The sequence below is a fragment of the Brevundimonas sp. genome (assembly GCF_046299535.1).
GTDB lineage: Bacteria > Pseudomonadota > Alphaproteobacteria > Caulobacterales > Caulobacteraceae > Brevundimonas.
The window spans coordinates 21,791-37,004 of record NZ_JBKBIB010000016.1 but is presented as its reverse complement, the minus strand read 5'-3'; the positions used below and the strand labels follow the sequence as shown (position 1 = coordinate 37,004).

15 protein-coding genes and 1 tRNA gene are annotated in these 15,214 nt (G+C 66.4%); 12 read left to right on the top strand and 4 right to left on the bottom strand.

Annotated elements, in window-relative coordinates; genetic code table 11:
• Positions 1 to 94: 94 nt before the first annotated feature.
• The 9 genes from fabG to ACK4FB_RS13010 all read left to right on the top strand — a co-directional run bounded on the left by fabG (position 95) and on the right by ACK4FB_RS13010 (position 8,425).
• Complete coding sequence (fabG, locus tag ACK4FB_RS13050; protein WP_409753030.1) at positions 95 to 835, top strand: 3-oxoacyl-[acyl-carrier-protein] reductase; 741 nt, start codon at positions 95 to 97, stop codon at positions 833 to 835.
• A 191-nt stretch (positions 836 to 1,026) separates the two neighbouring features.
• Positions 1,027 to 1,266: an acyl carrier protein gene (locus ACK4FB_RS13045; RefSeq protein ID WP_021697838.1), complete on the top strand. Its 240-nt coding sequence runs from the start codon at positions 1,027 to 1,029 to the stop codon at positions 1,264 to 1,266.
• A 101-nt stretch (positions 1,267 to 1,367) separates the two neighbouring features.
• On the top strand, positions 1,368 to 2,648 hold the full coding sequence (gene fabF / locus ACK4FB_RS13040) for a beta-ketoacyl-ACP synthase II (protein WP_409753027.1): 1,281 nt from the start codon (positions 1,368 to 1,370) through the stop codon (positions 2,646 to 2,648).
• Positions 2,649 to 2,703: 55 nt separating this feature from the next.
• Positions 2,704 to 3,774: an endolytic transglycosylase MltG gene (mltG, locus tag ACK4FB_RS13035; protein WP_409753023.1), complete on the top strand. Its 1,071-nt coding sequence runs from the start codon at positions 2,704 to 2,706 to the stop codon at positions 3,772 to 3,774.
• Complete coding sequence (locus ACK4FB_RS13030) at positions 3,771 to 4,652, top strand: YicC/YloC family endoribonuclease (protein ID WP_409753020.1); 882 nt, start codon at positions 3,771 to 3,773, stop codon at positions 4,650 to 4,652. The genes mltG and ACK4FB_RS13030 overlap by 4 nt, the downstream gene beginning before the upstream one ends.
• A complete protein-coding gene (gmk, locus tag ACK4FB_RS13025; protein WP_409753017.1) occupies positions 4,642 to 5,283 on the top strand; it encodes a guanylate kinase in 642 nt (213 codons plus the stop codon). Before ACK4FB_RS13030 ends, gmk begins: the two co-directional genes overlap by 11 nt.
• Before the next feature lie 164 nt (positions 5,284 to 5,447).
• Complete coding sequence (gene lon / locus ACK4FB_RS13020; RefSeq protein WP_409753014.1) at positions 5,448 to 7,844, top strand: endopeptidase La; 2,397 nt, start codon at positions 5,448 to 5,450, stop codon at positions 7,842 to 7,844.
• Between the two features lie 169 nt (positions 7,845 to 8,013).
• Positions 8,014 to 8,289 carry an HU family DNA-binding protein gene (locus ACK4FB_RS13015; RefSeq protein ID WP_409753012.1) on the top strand — a complete coding sequence of 92 codons (276 nt, stop codon included), beginning with the start codon at positions 8,014 to 8,016 and terminating at the stop codon, positions 8,287 to 8,289.
• A gap of 60 nt (positions 8,290 to 8,349) precedes the next feature.
• Positions 8,350 to 8,425 (top strand) — tRNA-Val (locus ACK4FB_RS13010).
• 35 nt (positions 8,426 to 8,460) lie between these two features.
• Here ACK4FB_RS13010 and ligA read toward each other — a convergent pair.
• Complete coding sequence (gene ligA / locus ACK4FB_RS13005) at positions 8,461 to 10,779, bottom strand: NAD-dependent DNA ligase LigA (RefSeq protein ID WP_409753009.1); 2,319 nt, start codon at positions 10,777 to 10,779, stop codon at positions 8,461 to 8,463.
• A 134-nt stretch (positions 10,780 to 10,913) separates the two neighbouring features.
• Between ligA and ACK4FB_RS13000 the strand changes: the two genes are divergently transcribed.
• Together ACK4FB_RS13000 and ACK4FB_RS12995 are read left to right on the top strand one after the other, a co-directional pair.
• A complete protein-coding gene (locus tag ACK4FB_RS13000; protein ID WP_409753006.1) occupies positions 10,914 to 11,873 on the top strand; it encodes a M28 family peptidase in 960 nt (319 codons plus the stop codon).
• Between the two features lie 53 nt (positions 11,874 to 11,926).
• Complete coding sequence (locus ACK4FB_RS12995; RefSeq protein ID WP_409753003.1) at positions 11,927 to 12,514, top strand: hypothetical protein; 588 nt, start codon at positions 11,927 to 11,929, stop codon at positions 12,512 to 12,514.
• Here the strand turns inward: ACK4FB_RS12995 and ACK4FB_RS12990 are convergent.
• Entirely contained in the window at positions 12,511 to 12,969 is a 459-nt protein-coding gene (locus ACK4FB_RS12990; protein WP_409753001.1) for a peptidylprolyl isomerase, read from the bottom strand. The two genes, ACK4FB_RS12995 and ACK4FB_RS12990, sit on opposite strands and share 4 nt — an antisense overlap.
• 68 nt (positions 12,970 to 13,037) lie before the next feature.
• On the opposite strand from ACK4FB_RS12990, the gene ACK4FB_RS12985 reads away from it, so the two are divergent.
• Positions 13,038 to 13,748, top strand: coding sequence for an RlmE family RNA methyltransferase (locus ACK4FB_RS12985; RefSeq protein WP_409752998.1), 711 nt, complete (start codon positions 13,038 to 13,040; stop codon positions 13,746 to 13,748).
• Here the strand turns inward: ACK4FB_RS12985 and pth are convergent.
• Positions 13,745 to 14,362, bottom strand: a complete 618-nt coding sequence (gene pth / locus ACK4FB_RS12980; RefSeq protein WP_409752995.1) for an aminoacyl-tRNA hydrolase — start codon at positions 14,360 to 14,362, stop codon at positions 13,745 to 13,747. The two genes, ACK4FB_RS12985 and pth, sit on opposite strands and share 4 nt — an antisense overlap.
• A gap of 83 nt (positions 14,363 to 14,445) precedes the next feature.
• Positions 14,446 to 15,117: a 50S ribosomal protein L25/general stress protein Ctc gene (locus tag ACK4FB_RS12975; protein WP_409752992.1), complete on the bottom strand. Its 672-nt coding sequence runs from the start codon at positions 15,115 to 15,117 to the stop codon at positions 14,446 to 14,448.
• Between the last annotated feature and the right edge of the window lie 97 nt (positions 15,118 to 15,214).

The following is a 15,214-nucleotide window of genomic DNA, read 5'->3' as shown; positions in this document are numbered from 1 at the left end:
CCGGTTATCGCTACCGCCGACATTCCACCGGAAAACTGGCGATGTCGAGCGCATCGGGCTAGGACGGCGGCCACAGGATTCCCAGGAGACACTCATGTTCAATCTTTCGGGCAAGACGGCGCTGGTGACGGGCGCGACGGGCGGCATCGGCGGGGCGGTGGCCCGGGCGCTGCATGCGCAGGGCGCCAGCGTGGTGCTGTCCGGCACCCGCGAAGCGGTGCTGGCCGATCTGGCGGGCGAACTGGGCGAGCGGGCGTTCGCCGCCGCCGCCAACCTGTCGGACCCCGATTCGGTCGACGGCCTGGTGGCGCGCGCGGAAGAGGCTGCGGGCGCGCCGCTGGACATCCTCGTGGCCAATGCGGGCATCACGAAGGACGGCCTGCTGATGCGCATGAAGGACGAGGAGTGGGACGCCGTCATCAAGGTCAATCTGGAAAGCTATTTCCGTCTGGCCCGCGCGGCCGTGAAGGGCATGATGAAGCGCCGCTCGGGCCGCATCATCGGCATGGCCTCCGTGGTCGGCGTCACCGGCAACCCCGGCCAGACCAACTATGCGGCGTCCAAGGCCGGCATGATCGGCTTTTCCAAGGCTCTGGCCCAGGAAGTGGGCTCGCGCGGGATCACGGTGAACTGCATCGCGCCGGGCTTCATCGCCAGCCCCATGACCGACGCCCTGAACGACCAGCAGCGCGACGCCATCCTGACCCGCATCCCGGCCGGCCGACTGGGCACGGGCGACGAGATCGCGGCGGCGGCGGTCTATCTGGCCTCGGATGAAGGCGCCTATGTCACTGGCCAGACCCTGAACGTGAACGGCGGCATGGCGATGATCTGAGGCGGGGCAGGGCCGCACACTTTCCTGTCATGGCGGGCTGTTTCCTCGCATTACAGGCGTGCTAAACATCACTTCGCGCTTCCGGCGAACGGTTCCGTGGGCTATTGGGCTTGCGAAACCAGCAGCTTCGTGACAACGGAGCGCGACCAGAAAGACCGCCACACAGGCGTATCTAGGAAGGCATTAGATTCATGTCCGACACTCTCGAACGCGTCCGCAAGATCGTCATCGACCACCTGGACGCCGATCCGGACAAGGTGACTGAAAAGGCCAGCTTCATCGACGATCTGGGCGCTGACTCGCTCGACAACGTCGAGCTGGTGATGGCCTTTGAAGAAGAATTCGACATCGAGATTCCCGACGACGCCGCTGAGCACATCCAGACGGTCGGCGACGCCGTGAAGTTCATCGACGAGAAGACCGCGGGCTGATTTCGCCCTCGATCGACGGTAATGAAGCGGCCGCCGGGCTGTTCCTTTGCGGGACCGACCGGCGGCCGTTACTGTTTCAGGTTTAGGCTAAGGAGCTGACCATGCGCCGCGTCGTGATTACGGGCATCGGACTCGTCACCCCCCTCGGTTGGGGTGTCGAGCACAGCTGGCGAAATGTTCTGGACGGCAAGTCCGGCGCCGGCCAGATCACGCTCTTCGACACCGAAGGCTATGGCTGCACCATCGCCTGCGAAGTCCCCTCCGTGGACGGACGCGGCGGCGGGGGCGCCGACATTCCCGGCAGCTTCGATCCCGACCAGATCATGTCGGCCAAGGACCGCAAGCGCGTCGACGATTTCATCCTGTTCGCCATCGCGGCCGCAGACGAGGCCCTGGCTGATGCAAACTGGAAGCCCGAATCGACCGAGGACCAGGAAGCCACCGGCGTCATGATCGGCTCCGGCATCGGCGGGCTCGGCCCCATCGCCGATACGGCCATCGTGCTCAAGGAGCAGGGGCCCCGCCGGGTCAGTCCGTTCTTCATCCCTTCGGCCCTGATCAACCTGGCGTCCGGCCAGGTGTCGATCCGGCACGGCCTGAAGGGCCCGAACCATTCCGTCGTCACCGCCTGCGCCACCGGCGCCCACGCCATCGGCGACGCAGCCCGCATGATCGCCCTGGGAGACGCGGACGTGATGGTGGCCGGCGGCGCCGAAAGCGCGATCGTGCCGGTGGGCATTGCCGGTTTCCTGGCTTGCCGGGCTCTCACCACCAGCTTCAACGATGCGCCTGAAAAGGGCAGCCGACCCTACGACCGGGATCACGACGGCTTCGTCATGGGCGAGGGCGCGGGCGTCCTCGTGCTTGAGGAATACGAACACGCCAGGGCGCGTGGCGCGAAGATCTACGCCGAGGTGGCGGGATACGGCATGAGTGGCGACGCCTATCACATCACCGCCCCGTCCGAGGACGGGGAAGGGGGGCAGCGCGCCATGAAGATGGCGCTGCAGCGCGCCGGCATGCAGCCGTCGGACATTGATTACGTCAATACCCACGGCACCTCGACCATGGCCGACTGGATCGAGTTGAAAGCCGTCGAGCGCCTGCTGGGCGACCATGCGAAGAACGTGTCCCTGTCATCCACCAAATCCATGATCGGCCACCTTCTGGGGGCCGCCGGGGCGGTCGAGGCGGCGTTCTGCGCCCTCGCCATCCGCGACCAGACCGCACCGCCTACAATCAATCTGGACGATCCGGAGCACGAGACGGCCATCGATATGGTGAAGGACAAGGGCAAGGCGCGGAAGATCGACGTGGCCGTGTCCAACAGCTTCGGCTTCGGCGGCACCAACGCCTGTCTGATCCTCAAGTCGGTGTCCTGAGATGGCTCTGTTCCGTCGGCGGGGGGAAACGCCGGAACAGAAGCGCGGAGGACTGATGGCCGGTCTGATCGGCGCCACGGCCACCCTCAGCCTGGTGGCCATCGCCGCTCTGGTTTGGGTCTGGAGCGTCTACTGGGGGCCGGGACCTCGTGCTGAGGGTGGAGAAACCACGACCGTTATCCTGCGGTCCGGCGCCGGGGTCTCGGAAATAGGTGAGACCCTGCACGAGGCTGGCGTTATCCGCTCGCCCGAAATGTTCCGCGCCGCTGCAAGCCTGACCGGCGCGGATCGGCGCCTGCGCGCGGGCGAGTACGAGATCGAATCGCGCCTGTCCCTGTCGGGCGTCATCGACAAGCTGGTGTCCGGCCAGGTTGTGCGCCATTTCGTGACCCTGCCCGAGGGCCGCTCTTCCATCCAGGCCTGGGACATCCTGAACGCCAGCGAAATCCTGACCGGCGAAATTCCGGTTCCCCCCGAAGGCTCCCTGCTGCCAGAAACCTATGAGGTCACGCGCGGCGAAACCCGCGCCGAGGTCGTGCGCCGCATGCAGCAGGCCCACGACGAATTGCTGGCCGAACTGTGGGCGGGCAGGTCGCCGAACCTGCCCGTCAATACCCCTGAAGAGGCCGTGATCCTTGCCTCCATCGTCGAGAAGGAGACCGGCCTGGCCGAGGAGCGGCCACAGGTGGCGGCCGTGTTCATCAGCCGCCTGCGCCGCGGCATGCGGCTGGAGAGCGACCCCACCATCGTCTATGGCGTCAACGGCGGCCGTCCGCTGGGCCGAGGCATACGGCGGTCCGAACTGGATCGGGTGACGCCCTACAACACCTACCGGATCGACGGCCTGCCACCGACGCCAATCGCCAATCCCGGCCGGGAGGCCCTGGCGGCGGTGCTGAACCCGCCCGAAACAGAATATCTGTTCTTCGTCGCGGACGGCACGGGCGGCCACGCCTTCGCCCGCACCTATGAGGAGCACCTGGCCAACGTCGCACGCTGGCGCGCCATCGAGGCCCGGCGCGCCGCAGAGCCCGCCGAAATGGTCTCCCCCGAGGAAGCACCTGATGCGGTTGCGGGTCAGGACGCCCCCGGCGCCGCCATTCGTCTGCCGGAGACGGCCTCATGACTCGCCTGACCAGCATGACCGGCTTCGGCCGGGCCGAGGGCGCGCTTGCGGGCTGGACCTGGGCGGTCGAGGCGCGCTCGGTCAACGGCCGTAATCTGGAGCTCCGCTTTCGCGGTCCGCCGGGCTTCGACGGGCTTGAGCGCGCATCACGCGAGGCGGCGCAGGCCCGTTTCCAGCGTGGCCAGATCACCCTCGGCGTCCAGGCCCGCCGGGCCGAAAGCGATCAGGCCCTGGTCCTGAACGAAGCGGTGCTGGAGCAGTATGCGGCCATGGCCGAGCGTCTTGCCGGCCGCGGCTTCGCCCCGGCCTCGGCCGACGGCCTGCTGGGTCTGCGTGGAGTCATGGAGGCCCCGCAGGAGGACGCCGACGCCGAAACCCGCGCCGCCCTTGAAGCAGCCATGACCGTCAGTATCGATCAGGCGCTGGACGCTTTGGCGACCTCGCGCGCAGCCGAGGGCGAACGCCTGGCCCCGGTGGTCACCGGCCTGATCGAGCGCATCAAGGGTCTGGTCGGCCAGGCGGAGTCCGAAGCGGCAGCCCAGACCGACGCTATCCGAGAGCGCTTCACCCGCCGCATGACCGAGCTGGCGCCAGACGCGCCGGATCTGGCGGACCGTATTGTGCTGGAGGCTGCAGCCCTGGCCGCCCGCGCCGATGTGCGCGAGGAGCTGGATCGGCTGACCGCCCACATCGATTCGGCCCGGTCCCTGTCGAAGGGCGGAGCGGTTGGCCGCAAGCTGGATTTCCTGATGCAGGAGTTCATGCGTGAGGCGAATACCCTGTGCTCCAAGTCCGCCACCACGCGGCTGACCGCCGTGGGTCTTGACCTCAAGGCCGCCATCGAACAGTTGCGTGAGCAGGTCCAGAATGTCGAATAACCAAACCCCGCGCCGTGGCGTCCTGCTCATCGTCGCCAGCCCCTCGGGCGCCGGCAAAACCTCGCTGTGCCGCCGGCTGATGGCCGATCACGGCGGGCTGGAGCTGTCCATCTCCATGACCACCCGTCCCATCCGCCCCGGCGAGGTGCAGGGCCGCGACTACAATTTCGTCAGCCACGAGGAATTCCAGCGGCTCGTGGATCAGGACGCGTTCCTGGAATGGGCCGACGTGCATGGCCAGCGCTACGGATCACCGCGCGGCCCCATTGACCGGGCTCTGGCGGAGGGCAGGGACGTCTTGTTCGACATCGATTGGCAGGGCGCGGCCCAGGTCGCCGAGAAATGCCCCGAGGATGCGGTCCGCGTCTTCATTTTGCCGCCCAGCCTCGAGGAACTGCGTCGCCGTCTGATCACCCGTTCGCAGGACGCGCCCGAAGTCATCGAGCGCCGCATCAGGAACGCCAAGGGCGAAATCGAGCACTGCGACGTCTTCGACTACGTCTTCGTCAATGACGACTTCGACCGCTCATACGCCGAACTGGCCCACATCTACCACGCCGAACGCAGCCGCCGCTTCAGGAATCTCTGGGTCGCCGACTACAAGGCCGCCCTGCTGCGCGAAGTGGTCTGAAAGGCGCAGCGGCCGTCACGGTTCTGTGGCCGGATTTCCGTCACGCTTGAACCGGCCGCATTTGACGCCACATACTTATCCGAACACCGTCGGAATCGGCGGACGGTCCGAATGTCCGGGCCGTGGGTCCGAGATGATCGAGGGCCCTGAAAGCAGTGAGCATCATGTCCGAGTCCAAGATTCTCCCCGTCCTGCCGCTCCGCGACATCGTCGTCTTCCCGCACATGGTCGTGCCCCTTTTCGTGGGCCGCGAAAAATCCGTCCGTGCGCTGGACGAGATCATGAAGGGCGAAAAGCAGATTTTGCTGGCCACCCAGAAGAACTCGGTCGACGACGATCCGGCGCCGGAGGCCATCTATCCCATCGGCGTGCTGGCGACGGTCCTGCAGTTGCTGAAGCTGCCTGACGGCACTGTGAAGGTGCTGGTCGAGGGCAAGTCTCGCGCCCGCCTGACCTCCTTCACGGAACGGGAGGAGTTCTACGAGGCCGCTGCGGTCGAGATCGAGGATGAAGACGGCGACGCCGAAGAGGCCGAAGCCCTTATCCGCGCTGTCGTGGAACAGTTCGACAGCTACGTGAAGCTGAACAAGAAAATCCCGCCCGAGGCGCTCAGCTCCATTCCCCAGATCACGGAGCCTTCCAAGCTTGCGGATTCCGTGGCCGCCCATCTGTCGGTCAAGATTTCCGACAAGCAGGCCCTGCTGGAAACCATCAGCGTCCCCCGCCGGCTTGAGAAGGTCTATGGCCTCATGGAGGGCGAGATCAGTGTCCTGCAGGTGGAAAAGAAGATCCGCTCGCGCGTGAAGCGCCAGATGGAGAAGACCCAGCGCGAGTATTATCTCAACGAGCAGATGAAGGCGATCCAGCGCGAACTGGGCGAGACCGACGATCAGCGCGACGAGATTCTCGAGATCGAGACGCGAATCCGCAAGACCAGACTGACCAAGGAAGCGCGGGCCAAGGCGGAAGCCGAGGTCAAGAAGCTGCGCAACATGTCGCCCATGTCCGCGGAATCCACCGTGGTGCGCAACTATCTGGACTGGCTGCTGTCGATCCCGTGGGGCAAGGCGCGCACCAAGCCCATCGACCTGGAAAAGGCCGAAACCATTCTCGAGGAAGACCACTACGGTCTGGAGAAGGTCAAGGAGCGGATCATAGAGTATCTGGCCGTCCAGGCCCGCACCAACAGCCTGAAGGGCCCGATCCTTTGCCTTGTGGGTCCTCCCGGCGTCGGCAAGACGTCACTGGCCGCCTCCATCGCCAAGGCGACGGGGCGTGAGTATGTGCGTATGTCGCTGGGCGGCGTGCGGGACGAGGCCGAGATTCGCGGCCACCGTCGAACCTACATCGGCTCCATGCCCGGCAAGATCATCCAGTCCATGAAGAAGGCCAAAACCACCAACGCCTTCGTGCTTCTGGACGAGATCGACAAGCTGGGCGCCGACTGGCGCGGGGACCCGTCCTCGGCCCTGCTCGAGGTGCTGGACCCGGCGCAGAACTCGACCTTCGGCGATCACTATCTTGAGGTCGATTACGACCTGTCCAACGTCATGTTCGTGACTACGGCCAACAGCCTGAACATGCCCCAGCCGCTGATGGACCGGATGGAGATCATCCGCGTCGCCGGCTACACCGAGGACGAGAAGGTCGAGATCGCCAAGCGCCACCTGCTGCCGAAACTGGCTAAGGATCATGGCCTGAAGGACGGCGAATGGATCGTGCCGGAAGACACCATCCGCGACACAATCCGGTACTACACCCGTGAAGCGGGGGTGCGCTCGCTTGAGCGCGCCCTGGGAGGGCTGGCGCGCAAGGCCGTTCGCGAGATGGCCAAGACCGGCGCCCTGACGGTCACCGTGGGCGCCGCCAAGCTGTCTGAATACGCCGGCGTCCGCAGATACCGCCACGGCGAGACGGACGAGGAGGATCAGGTGGGGATCGTCACCGGTCTCGCCTGGACCGAGTTCGGCGGCGACATCCTGACCATCGAGGCCATCAAGATGCCTGGCCGCGGCCGCATGACCGTGACCGGCAACCTGAAGGACGTGATGAAGGAGTCCATTTCGGCCGCCGCCAGCTATGTGCGCGCCCGGGCCCTTGCCTTCGGCGTCAAGCCGCCGGTGTTCGAGAAGACCGATATCCACGTGCACGTGCCCGATGGCGCAACGCCCAAGGATGGTCCCTCGGCGGGCGTGGCCATGACGGTGGCCATGGTCTCGGTCCTGACCGGCATACCCATCCGCAAGGATATCGCCATGACCGGCGAGATCACCCTGCGCGGCCGGGTCACCGCCATCGGCGGGCTGAAGGAGAAGCTGCTGGCGGCCCTGCGCTCCGGTGTAAAGACGGTCCTGATCCCGCAAGAGAACGAAAAGGATCTCGCCGAGGTGCCGGACAATGTGAAGGCGGCCCTGGAGATCGTCCCGGTCTCCACCGCCGATGAGGCGCTGAAATGGGCGCTGACGGGCAGTCTGACGCCAGTGGAATGGGACGAGGAGACCGAACCCCTGCCGCCGGCGCCGCCCGCCGGCACGGGGGCCGAGACGGTCATCAGCCACTGATCGGTGAGAAATTCCGGCGAAAAGGGCCAGAAACCCCCAATTTAAAGGGATTCCGGACGGTTTCTCTTTTGACGCGAGGGAAAAGCTGGCCTTTAGTCGGGGGGTAGGGCTTAGGCCGAGTCGTCTTCCGGACGGCAGCTGCGCCCATATAGGGCTGGAGAAAATTGTAATGACGAAAGCTGAACTCATCGCCGCCATCTCCGATGGCGCCGGGATCACCCGCGATCAGGCCAAGAAGGCCCTGGACGTGTTCACGGAAAGCGTGACCAACTCGCTGAAGGCTGGCAACGACGTGCGTCTTGTCGGTTTCGGCAGCTTCGTGGCGACCGAGCGCAAGGCTGGTCTGGCGCGCAACCCGCGCACGGGCGAGACCGTTCAACGCCCGGCTTCCAAGACCGCGCGTTTCCGCGTCGGCGAAGGCCTGAAGAGCGCCCTGAACGGCTAGACCGCTCACGCGTTGTTCAACAAGGGCGCGGGCCAGGCGGTCCGCGCCCTTGTTAATTGAGGGCGGCTAGCTCAGCTGGAAGAGCATCTCGTTTACACCGAGAGGGTCGGCGGTTCGAACCCGTCGCCGCCTACCAACCCCGGGTCAGAAGCTCCCGGGCGTAATGCCTGCTCACGCGGTGAGCGCCAGCCACTCATCCTCTGTCAGCACCGGGACCCCATGCTTTTGGGCGTCCTTCAGCTTCGAGCCGGCGCCCGGCCCGGCGACCAGATAGTCTGTCTTCTTCGACACCGAGCCGGACACCTTGGCTCCGAGACTTTCCGCGCGGGCCTTGGCCTCGTCGCGCGTGAAGCGCTCAAGCGAGCCGGTGAAGACGACGGTCTTGCCCGAGACCGGAGAGTCCTGCGTCGGGCGTTCGACCGGCTCGATCTCGGTCAGTTCGGCTTCCAGCGCCGCCACGACGGCGAGGTTGTGCGGTTCGTGGAAGAAGCGGGCCAGTTCGCGAGCGGCGACGGTGCCGACGCCGGAGACGCCTGCGATCTGGTTGAGTATTTCCGAGGGGCCTTGTTCGCGGGCCACGCGGGCCCATTCGACGACGGCCGGCCAGTCATTGGCCAGTTCGGCCAGCCCGCGCCGGGCGGGCGCCGCCATGCCGGGGAAGGCGAGAGCGATCTTCTGGTCCAGCGGGGCGTCCGGCCACGGATCCTCGGCCGGCATCCGCGCCTCCGCCATCAGGGCCAGAACGCGGGGGGATATGGCGTGGGTTTCGGACAGACGGGTCCAGGCTTCGCTGGGCACGCCCTTGGCGGCGGCCAGACAGGCGGTCTTCAGCGCGTCCCAGGTCTCATAGGCGCGGGCCAGAACCAGCGAGGTCTGTTCACCGATGTCGCGGATGCCCAGGCCGAACAGGAAGCGGTCGAGGGCGATGGTGCGGCGGGCGTCGATGCCGGCGACCAGATTGGCCACGCTGGTTTCGCCGTAGCCGTCTTCCTCGCGCAAAACGTCCAGCTTTTCCGTGTCGCGGGCGAGGCGGAAGATGTCGGCGGGCTCGTTGATCCAGCCGCGCCCATGGAAGGCGTTCAGCTGTTTTTCCCCAAGACCTTCAATGTCAAAGGCGCGGCGGCTGACAAAATGCTTGAGGCGCTCGATGATCTGCGCCTCGCACACCAGCCCGCCTGTGCAGCGCCGCTTGACCTCGTCGCCCTCACGCACCGCCTCGGAACCACAGACGGGACAATGGTCGGGAAAATCGAAGGGTTTCGTATCTTTGGGGCGCTTCTTTGGGACCACGCCAAGGATTTGCGGGATCACGTCGCCGGCGCGCTGGAGGATCACCGTATCGCCGATGCGCACATCCAGCCGGGCGATCTCGTCCTCGTTGTGCAGGGTGGCGTTGCGCACCACCACGCCGCCGACGGTGACGGGGTGCAGGCGGGCCACTGGGGTCAGGGAGCCGGTACGGCCCACCTGGATGTCGATGGCCTGCAGCACTGTGGTAGCCTGCTGGGCCGGAAATTTGTGCGCGATGGCCCAGCGGGGGCTGCGGGCCACGAAGCCGAGCCGCTTCTGCCAGTCCAGACGGTCGACCTTGTAGACCACGCCGTCGATGTCATAGCCCAGCGTGGCGCGGTCGGCCTCCAGACCCCGATACAGCGCCATCAGCGCCTCGGCGCCCTCGACGCGCGTCGAGCGGTCGTTGACGTGGAAGCCCCAGGCCTTGAGCTTTTGCAGCGCATCCCACTGGGTCTCGGCGAAGTCGGCGGAGAAATCGCCCCATGCATAGGCGAAGAAGTGCAGGGGCCTTTGCGCCGTGATGGACGGGTCTTTCTGTCGCAGGGAACCGGCGGCGAAATTGCGCGGGTTGGCGTAGGTGCGCTTTCCGTCCGCTTCGGCGGCGGCGTTGAACGCGTCGAAGGCCTCGGTGGGCGCATAGACCTCGCCCCGAATCTCGATGCGCCCGGGCCAGCCGGCGCCGGACAGGCGGTGCGGGATTTCGGCGATGGTGCGCAAGTTGGCCGTGACGTCCTCGCCGGTCTTGCCGTCGCCCCGGGTGGCCCCGGTCATCAGTTCGCCGTTCACATACAGCAGGCTGGCCGAGAGGCCGTCGATCTTGGGCTCGGCGGTGAAGGCCACCACCTCGTCGGCGGGCAGCTTCAGAAACCGGGCCACCCGGGCGGCGAAGTCGCGCACCTCGCCCTCGTCGAAGGCGTTGTCCAGCGACAGCATGGGCACGCCGTGGCGCACCGGCGCGAACTGGGTCGATGCTGCAGCGCCCACGCGCAGGGACGGCGAATCAGGACTGACCAGATGGGGGAAACGCGCCTCTATGGCGGCGTTGCGGGCTTTCAGCGCGTCATAGTCCGCGTCGCTGATCTCGGGCGCGTCCTGCCCGTGATAGAGCAGGTCGTGGTGCGCGATGGCCTCGGCCAGACGTTGCAGGTCCTCCGCCGCCTCGGTTTCGGTCAGGTTTTCGACGGGGGTGTCAGGCATCTGGGGATTCGTCCGCTGATTGGGCCGCAATCTAGGGCCCTTGCCGGGCGGCGTCATCGTTTGGATGACGGTTCGTTTAGCTGACGACACATTCGGGAAGCGCTAGAGCGGTTGAAAACCTCACGGAGTTATCGATGCGCTTCACCGTCATTCCGGCCGCCGTCGCCGCCCTGATGCTGGCCGCCTGTGAAACGGGCCCGGCGCCGGTTGTACCCGCGCCGACCGTCGAGGCGCCCGCCGTCCCCGCGGCGTCCCGACAGTTGCTGGAGGACCTGCGCATCCTGTCCCACGACGACATGGAGGGCCGCGACACGGGCTCGCCCGGCGGCCAGCGGGCGCGGGAATACATCGTCTCGCGGCTGGATGCGCTCGGGGTCGAGGCGCCCCTGACGGGCCGGTTGCAGGAATGGAGCGCCCCCAACCGCAGCCGTATCGGTGCGGTTCACTATGACGGTGTCAACGTCATCGGCCTGATCCGGGGTACGGAGCGGCCGGACCGCTACATCGTGGTGACGGCTCACTATGATCATATGGGGACCTATGAGGGGCGGCTCTACAACGGCGCCGACGACAACGCCTCGGGGGTGGCCTCCATGCTGGAGCTGGCCGCGCGGCTCAAGGCGTCACCGCCACGCCACTCGGTGCTGATCGTGGCGCTGGACGGGGAGGAGCGGGGCCTGCTGGGCGCAGACCAGTTTGTGCAGCGGCCGCCGGTGCCGCTGGAGTCCATCGCGTTGAACGTCAACCTGGATATGACCGCCCGCGTGGACGACGGCTATCTGTGGGCCACGGGGACCTGGCAAAACCCTCAACTGAGACCGCTGCTGGAGCCGATCCAGCCTGTCGGCAGTGTCCGGCTTGTGCTGGGCAAGGACACGCCCGCCGACACCGGCGCAGACAACTGGGTCAACAGCTCGGACCACGCCGTGTTTCACCGGGAGGGTGTCCCGTTCGTCTATTTCGGCGTGGACTTCCATCCCGACTATCACGAGCCGACCGACGATTATGAGCGGATCGAGCCATCGCGCTTCATCGCGGCGACCGAACTGATCGTCCAGGGCTTCCGGGCCCTGGATCAGGGCCTGGCGCGGTAGACGGCAGGAACGTTCGGCGCCACGATCATCAGGCGTTGAGTCAGGGGGACGCCATGCGGAAATGGATCATTGTGGGCGCTGCGGCGCTGGCCGTTGCGGCCTGTGAGCGGCAGGCGGCCCAACCGCCGGTGGATGCTGGGCCGACGCAGACCGGGGCGACGGATCAGGCCGGCCGTCTGTCCGGGTTCCGCCACGATCTCAGTCAGGATGTCTCTGGCTACTACATGCCCGCGACGCCGGCTGAGGTCGGGACCTGGCGACTGCGCAGCATCAGCGTCCTCTCGCAGGATGACATGGACGCCTGGGAGGGCGGCCAGCAGGGCGAACTCTATGGTCCGATCATGATCGAGTTCGACAATGTGACAAGTCCGACCGGCGTGAACGAACTGGGGCAGGAATACTATTCGCAAACCGCCCGCGTGTTGCCGGAAGCCTATGACGTCACGGACACGCGCGTTCGCTTTCGGGGCCGGTCGCCGGAGGTGGGGATCGTGACTCTGGATGCCGAATTGGACGGCGACGCCCTGGGGTTGGCCCGGCGCGACCTCGGCTCCAGCGAGGGCCCCGTGTTGACCGGGACCCTCACCGTCGGCGAGCGCGTGTTCGAAGGCCAGCAATTCCGCTGGTGGATGGGCGACTAGCTGACGGTCGCCTTGACGATCTTGCCCGGGGTGCGGGGCGGTTCGCCCTTGGGCAGGGCGTCCACATGGTCCATGCCCTCGATGACCTGGCCCCAGACGGTGTACTGGCCGTCCAGGAAGGTGGCATCGTCGAAGCAGATGAAGAACTGGCTGTTGGCGCTGTCCGGGTTCGCCGTGCGCGCCATGGAGCAGACGCCGCGCACGTGCGGCTCCTTGCTGAACTCGGCCTTCAGGTTGGGCTTGGAAGAGCCGGAGGTGCCGGTGCCCGTGGGATCGCCGCCCTGGGCCATGAAGCCGGGGATGACGCGGTGGAACACCACGCCGTCATAGAAGCCCTCGGAGGCCAGCTCGGTGATGCGCTCAACATGGCCGGGGGCCAGGTCGGAACGCAGCTTGATCACCACGTCGCCCGTGCTGGCGCCGGTGTCGAGGGTGAAGGTCAGGGTGTCGGCCATTGGGGCTCTCCGTGTCTAAAGTCGCGGGGGTCATAGCCGTTCAAGCGCGTGAGGGCTATGGAGCGTTCATGAGCCAGGATGAAAAACCGCCCGAACGCCGCCGCATGGTGCGCCTGCCCACCGGCGGGACCCCCGCCGGACGCGGCATGGGCCAGAAGATCCGCACGGCGGACAAGAAGTCCCTGTCCAGTCAGGAGTGGATCAAGCGCCAGCTGGCGGACAAGTTCTCTGAAAAGGCGCGCGCCGAAGGCTGGCGTAGCCGTGCGGCCTTCAAGCTGACCGAGATCGACGATCGCCTGCATGTGATCAGGGATGGGTCGCGGGTGATCGACCTGGGCGCGGCGCCCGGCGGCTGGGTTCAGGTGGCGCTGAAGCGGGGAGCGACGGCGGTAGCAGGTGTGGACCTGCTGCCCATCGAGCCCATCACCGGCGCGGATCTGATCGAAGCGGATTTCACCGATCCGGGCGTGGGCGAGCGGCTGATCGAGCTTCTGGGCGGGCCGCCGGACCTGGTGCTGTCGGACATGGCGCACAACACCGTGGGGCACCGCAAGACCGACCACATGAAGATCGTCCTGCTGATCGAGGCGGCGGCCGATTTCGCCATCATCTATCTGAAGCCGGGCGGATCGTTCGTGACCAAGGCGTTCCAGGGCGCCGACCTGGGGGATCTGAAGAACCGGCTGCGGGCCGAGTTCGAGACGGTGAAATTCGTCAAGCCGGAGGCGAGCCGCAAGGACTCGTCCGAGGTTTTCATGGTGGCGCTCAACAAGCGCTAATCCTCGCGGGCCGCCTGCCGGGGGCTGAACTTGGGCGCGGGGGCCAGGCGCAGGACCTCGCCCTGATAGCGCTCGTCGTCGCCCATGGCGGCGAAGGGCAGGGCGTCGGCCACCGCGTTCAGCAGGGCCTCGACCCACGGCAGTTCGGCCTTGTGGAAGTCCCCCAGCACGTGGGGCATGACCAGATGCTTCTCGCCCGGATGCCCGATGCCCAGTCGCGCGCGGCGGAAGTCGGGGCCCAGGTGGCTGATCAGCGATCGCACCCCGTTCTGGCCCGCCGCGCCGCCGCCGGTCTTCATGCGGAAGCGGCCGGGAGCCAGATCGATCTCGTCATGGAATATGACCACGTCGGCCGGCGGAACCTTGTAGAAGCGCGCCGCCTCGCCCACGGCGCGGCCGCTTTCGTTCATGTAGGTCTGGGGCTTCATCAGCAGGGCGCGCACCTCGCCCTGGGGCGTCTCGATCACGCCCTCTGACACGACCGACTGGAATTTGGCCCGCTCGGGTCCGAACCGCCAGCGGCGTGCGATGGCGTCCGCGGCCATGAAGCCGATGTTGTGGCGATTGTTGCGATATTTGTCGCCTGGATTGCCCAGGCCGGCGAGAATCAGCATGGCGTCAATCCAGCCCAGATAAGGAAACGGCCCCCTCCGGTTCCGGAAGGGGCCGTCTCAAGCTTCCAATCCCGAAGGCGGGATCAGCCTTCCGACGTCTCTTCCGTTTCGGCCTCGGCTTCCGCCTCCGGCGCGGCGGCCTCTTCCTCGGCGGCGGCGTCAGCGGCCTCGTCGGCGGCTTCCGACTGGGCGGCGGAGGACACCTTGATCGAGGCGATCATGAAGTCGCGATCGGTGATGGTGGCATGGGCGCCTTCGGGAAGGGCGATGTCCGACATGCGGATGGCGTCGCCCAGCTGGCGGCCGGCCAGATCGACGACCAGTTCCTCGGGAATCTGATCGGCGCGGACGACGATTTCCACTTCGTGGCGGACGATCTCCAGCGAGCCGCCCTGACGGAACGCCGCGCATGCGTCCTGGTTCTTGAAGTGAACCGGGATCGAGATCTTCACATCGCCCTTGGCGTCAACGCGCATCAGGTCGAAGTGCATCGGACGGTCCGACACCGGGTCGAACTGGATATCCTTGGCGATGACCGGCTGGGTTTCCTTGCCGTACTTAAGGGTCACCAAGTGGCCCAGCAGCTTGCCGGTGTACAGCGACTTGCGGAAGTCCTTCTCGTTCACCGAGATGGCGACCGGCTTTTCGCCGCCGCCGTACAGGACGCCGGGCACGAAGCCTTCGCGGCGCGCAGAGCGGGCGCTGCCGGTTCCCACGTCCTTGCGGACGTCCACGTTCAGAATGATCTCAGCCATCAGGCTCGCCTCAATAACAAAACCGCCGCGCAAAACGGCCCGCGCGGCGGGGGTCGAAACCCTCGAATTCAAGAGCGCGGGTCATTACACGCTTCGT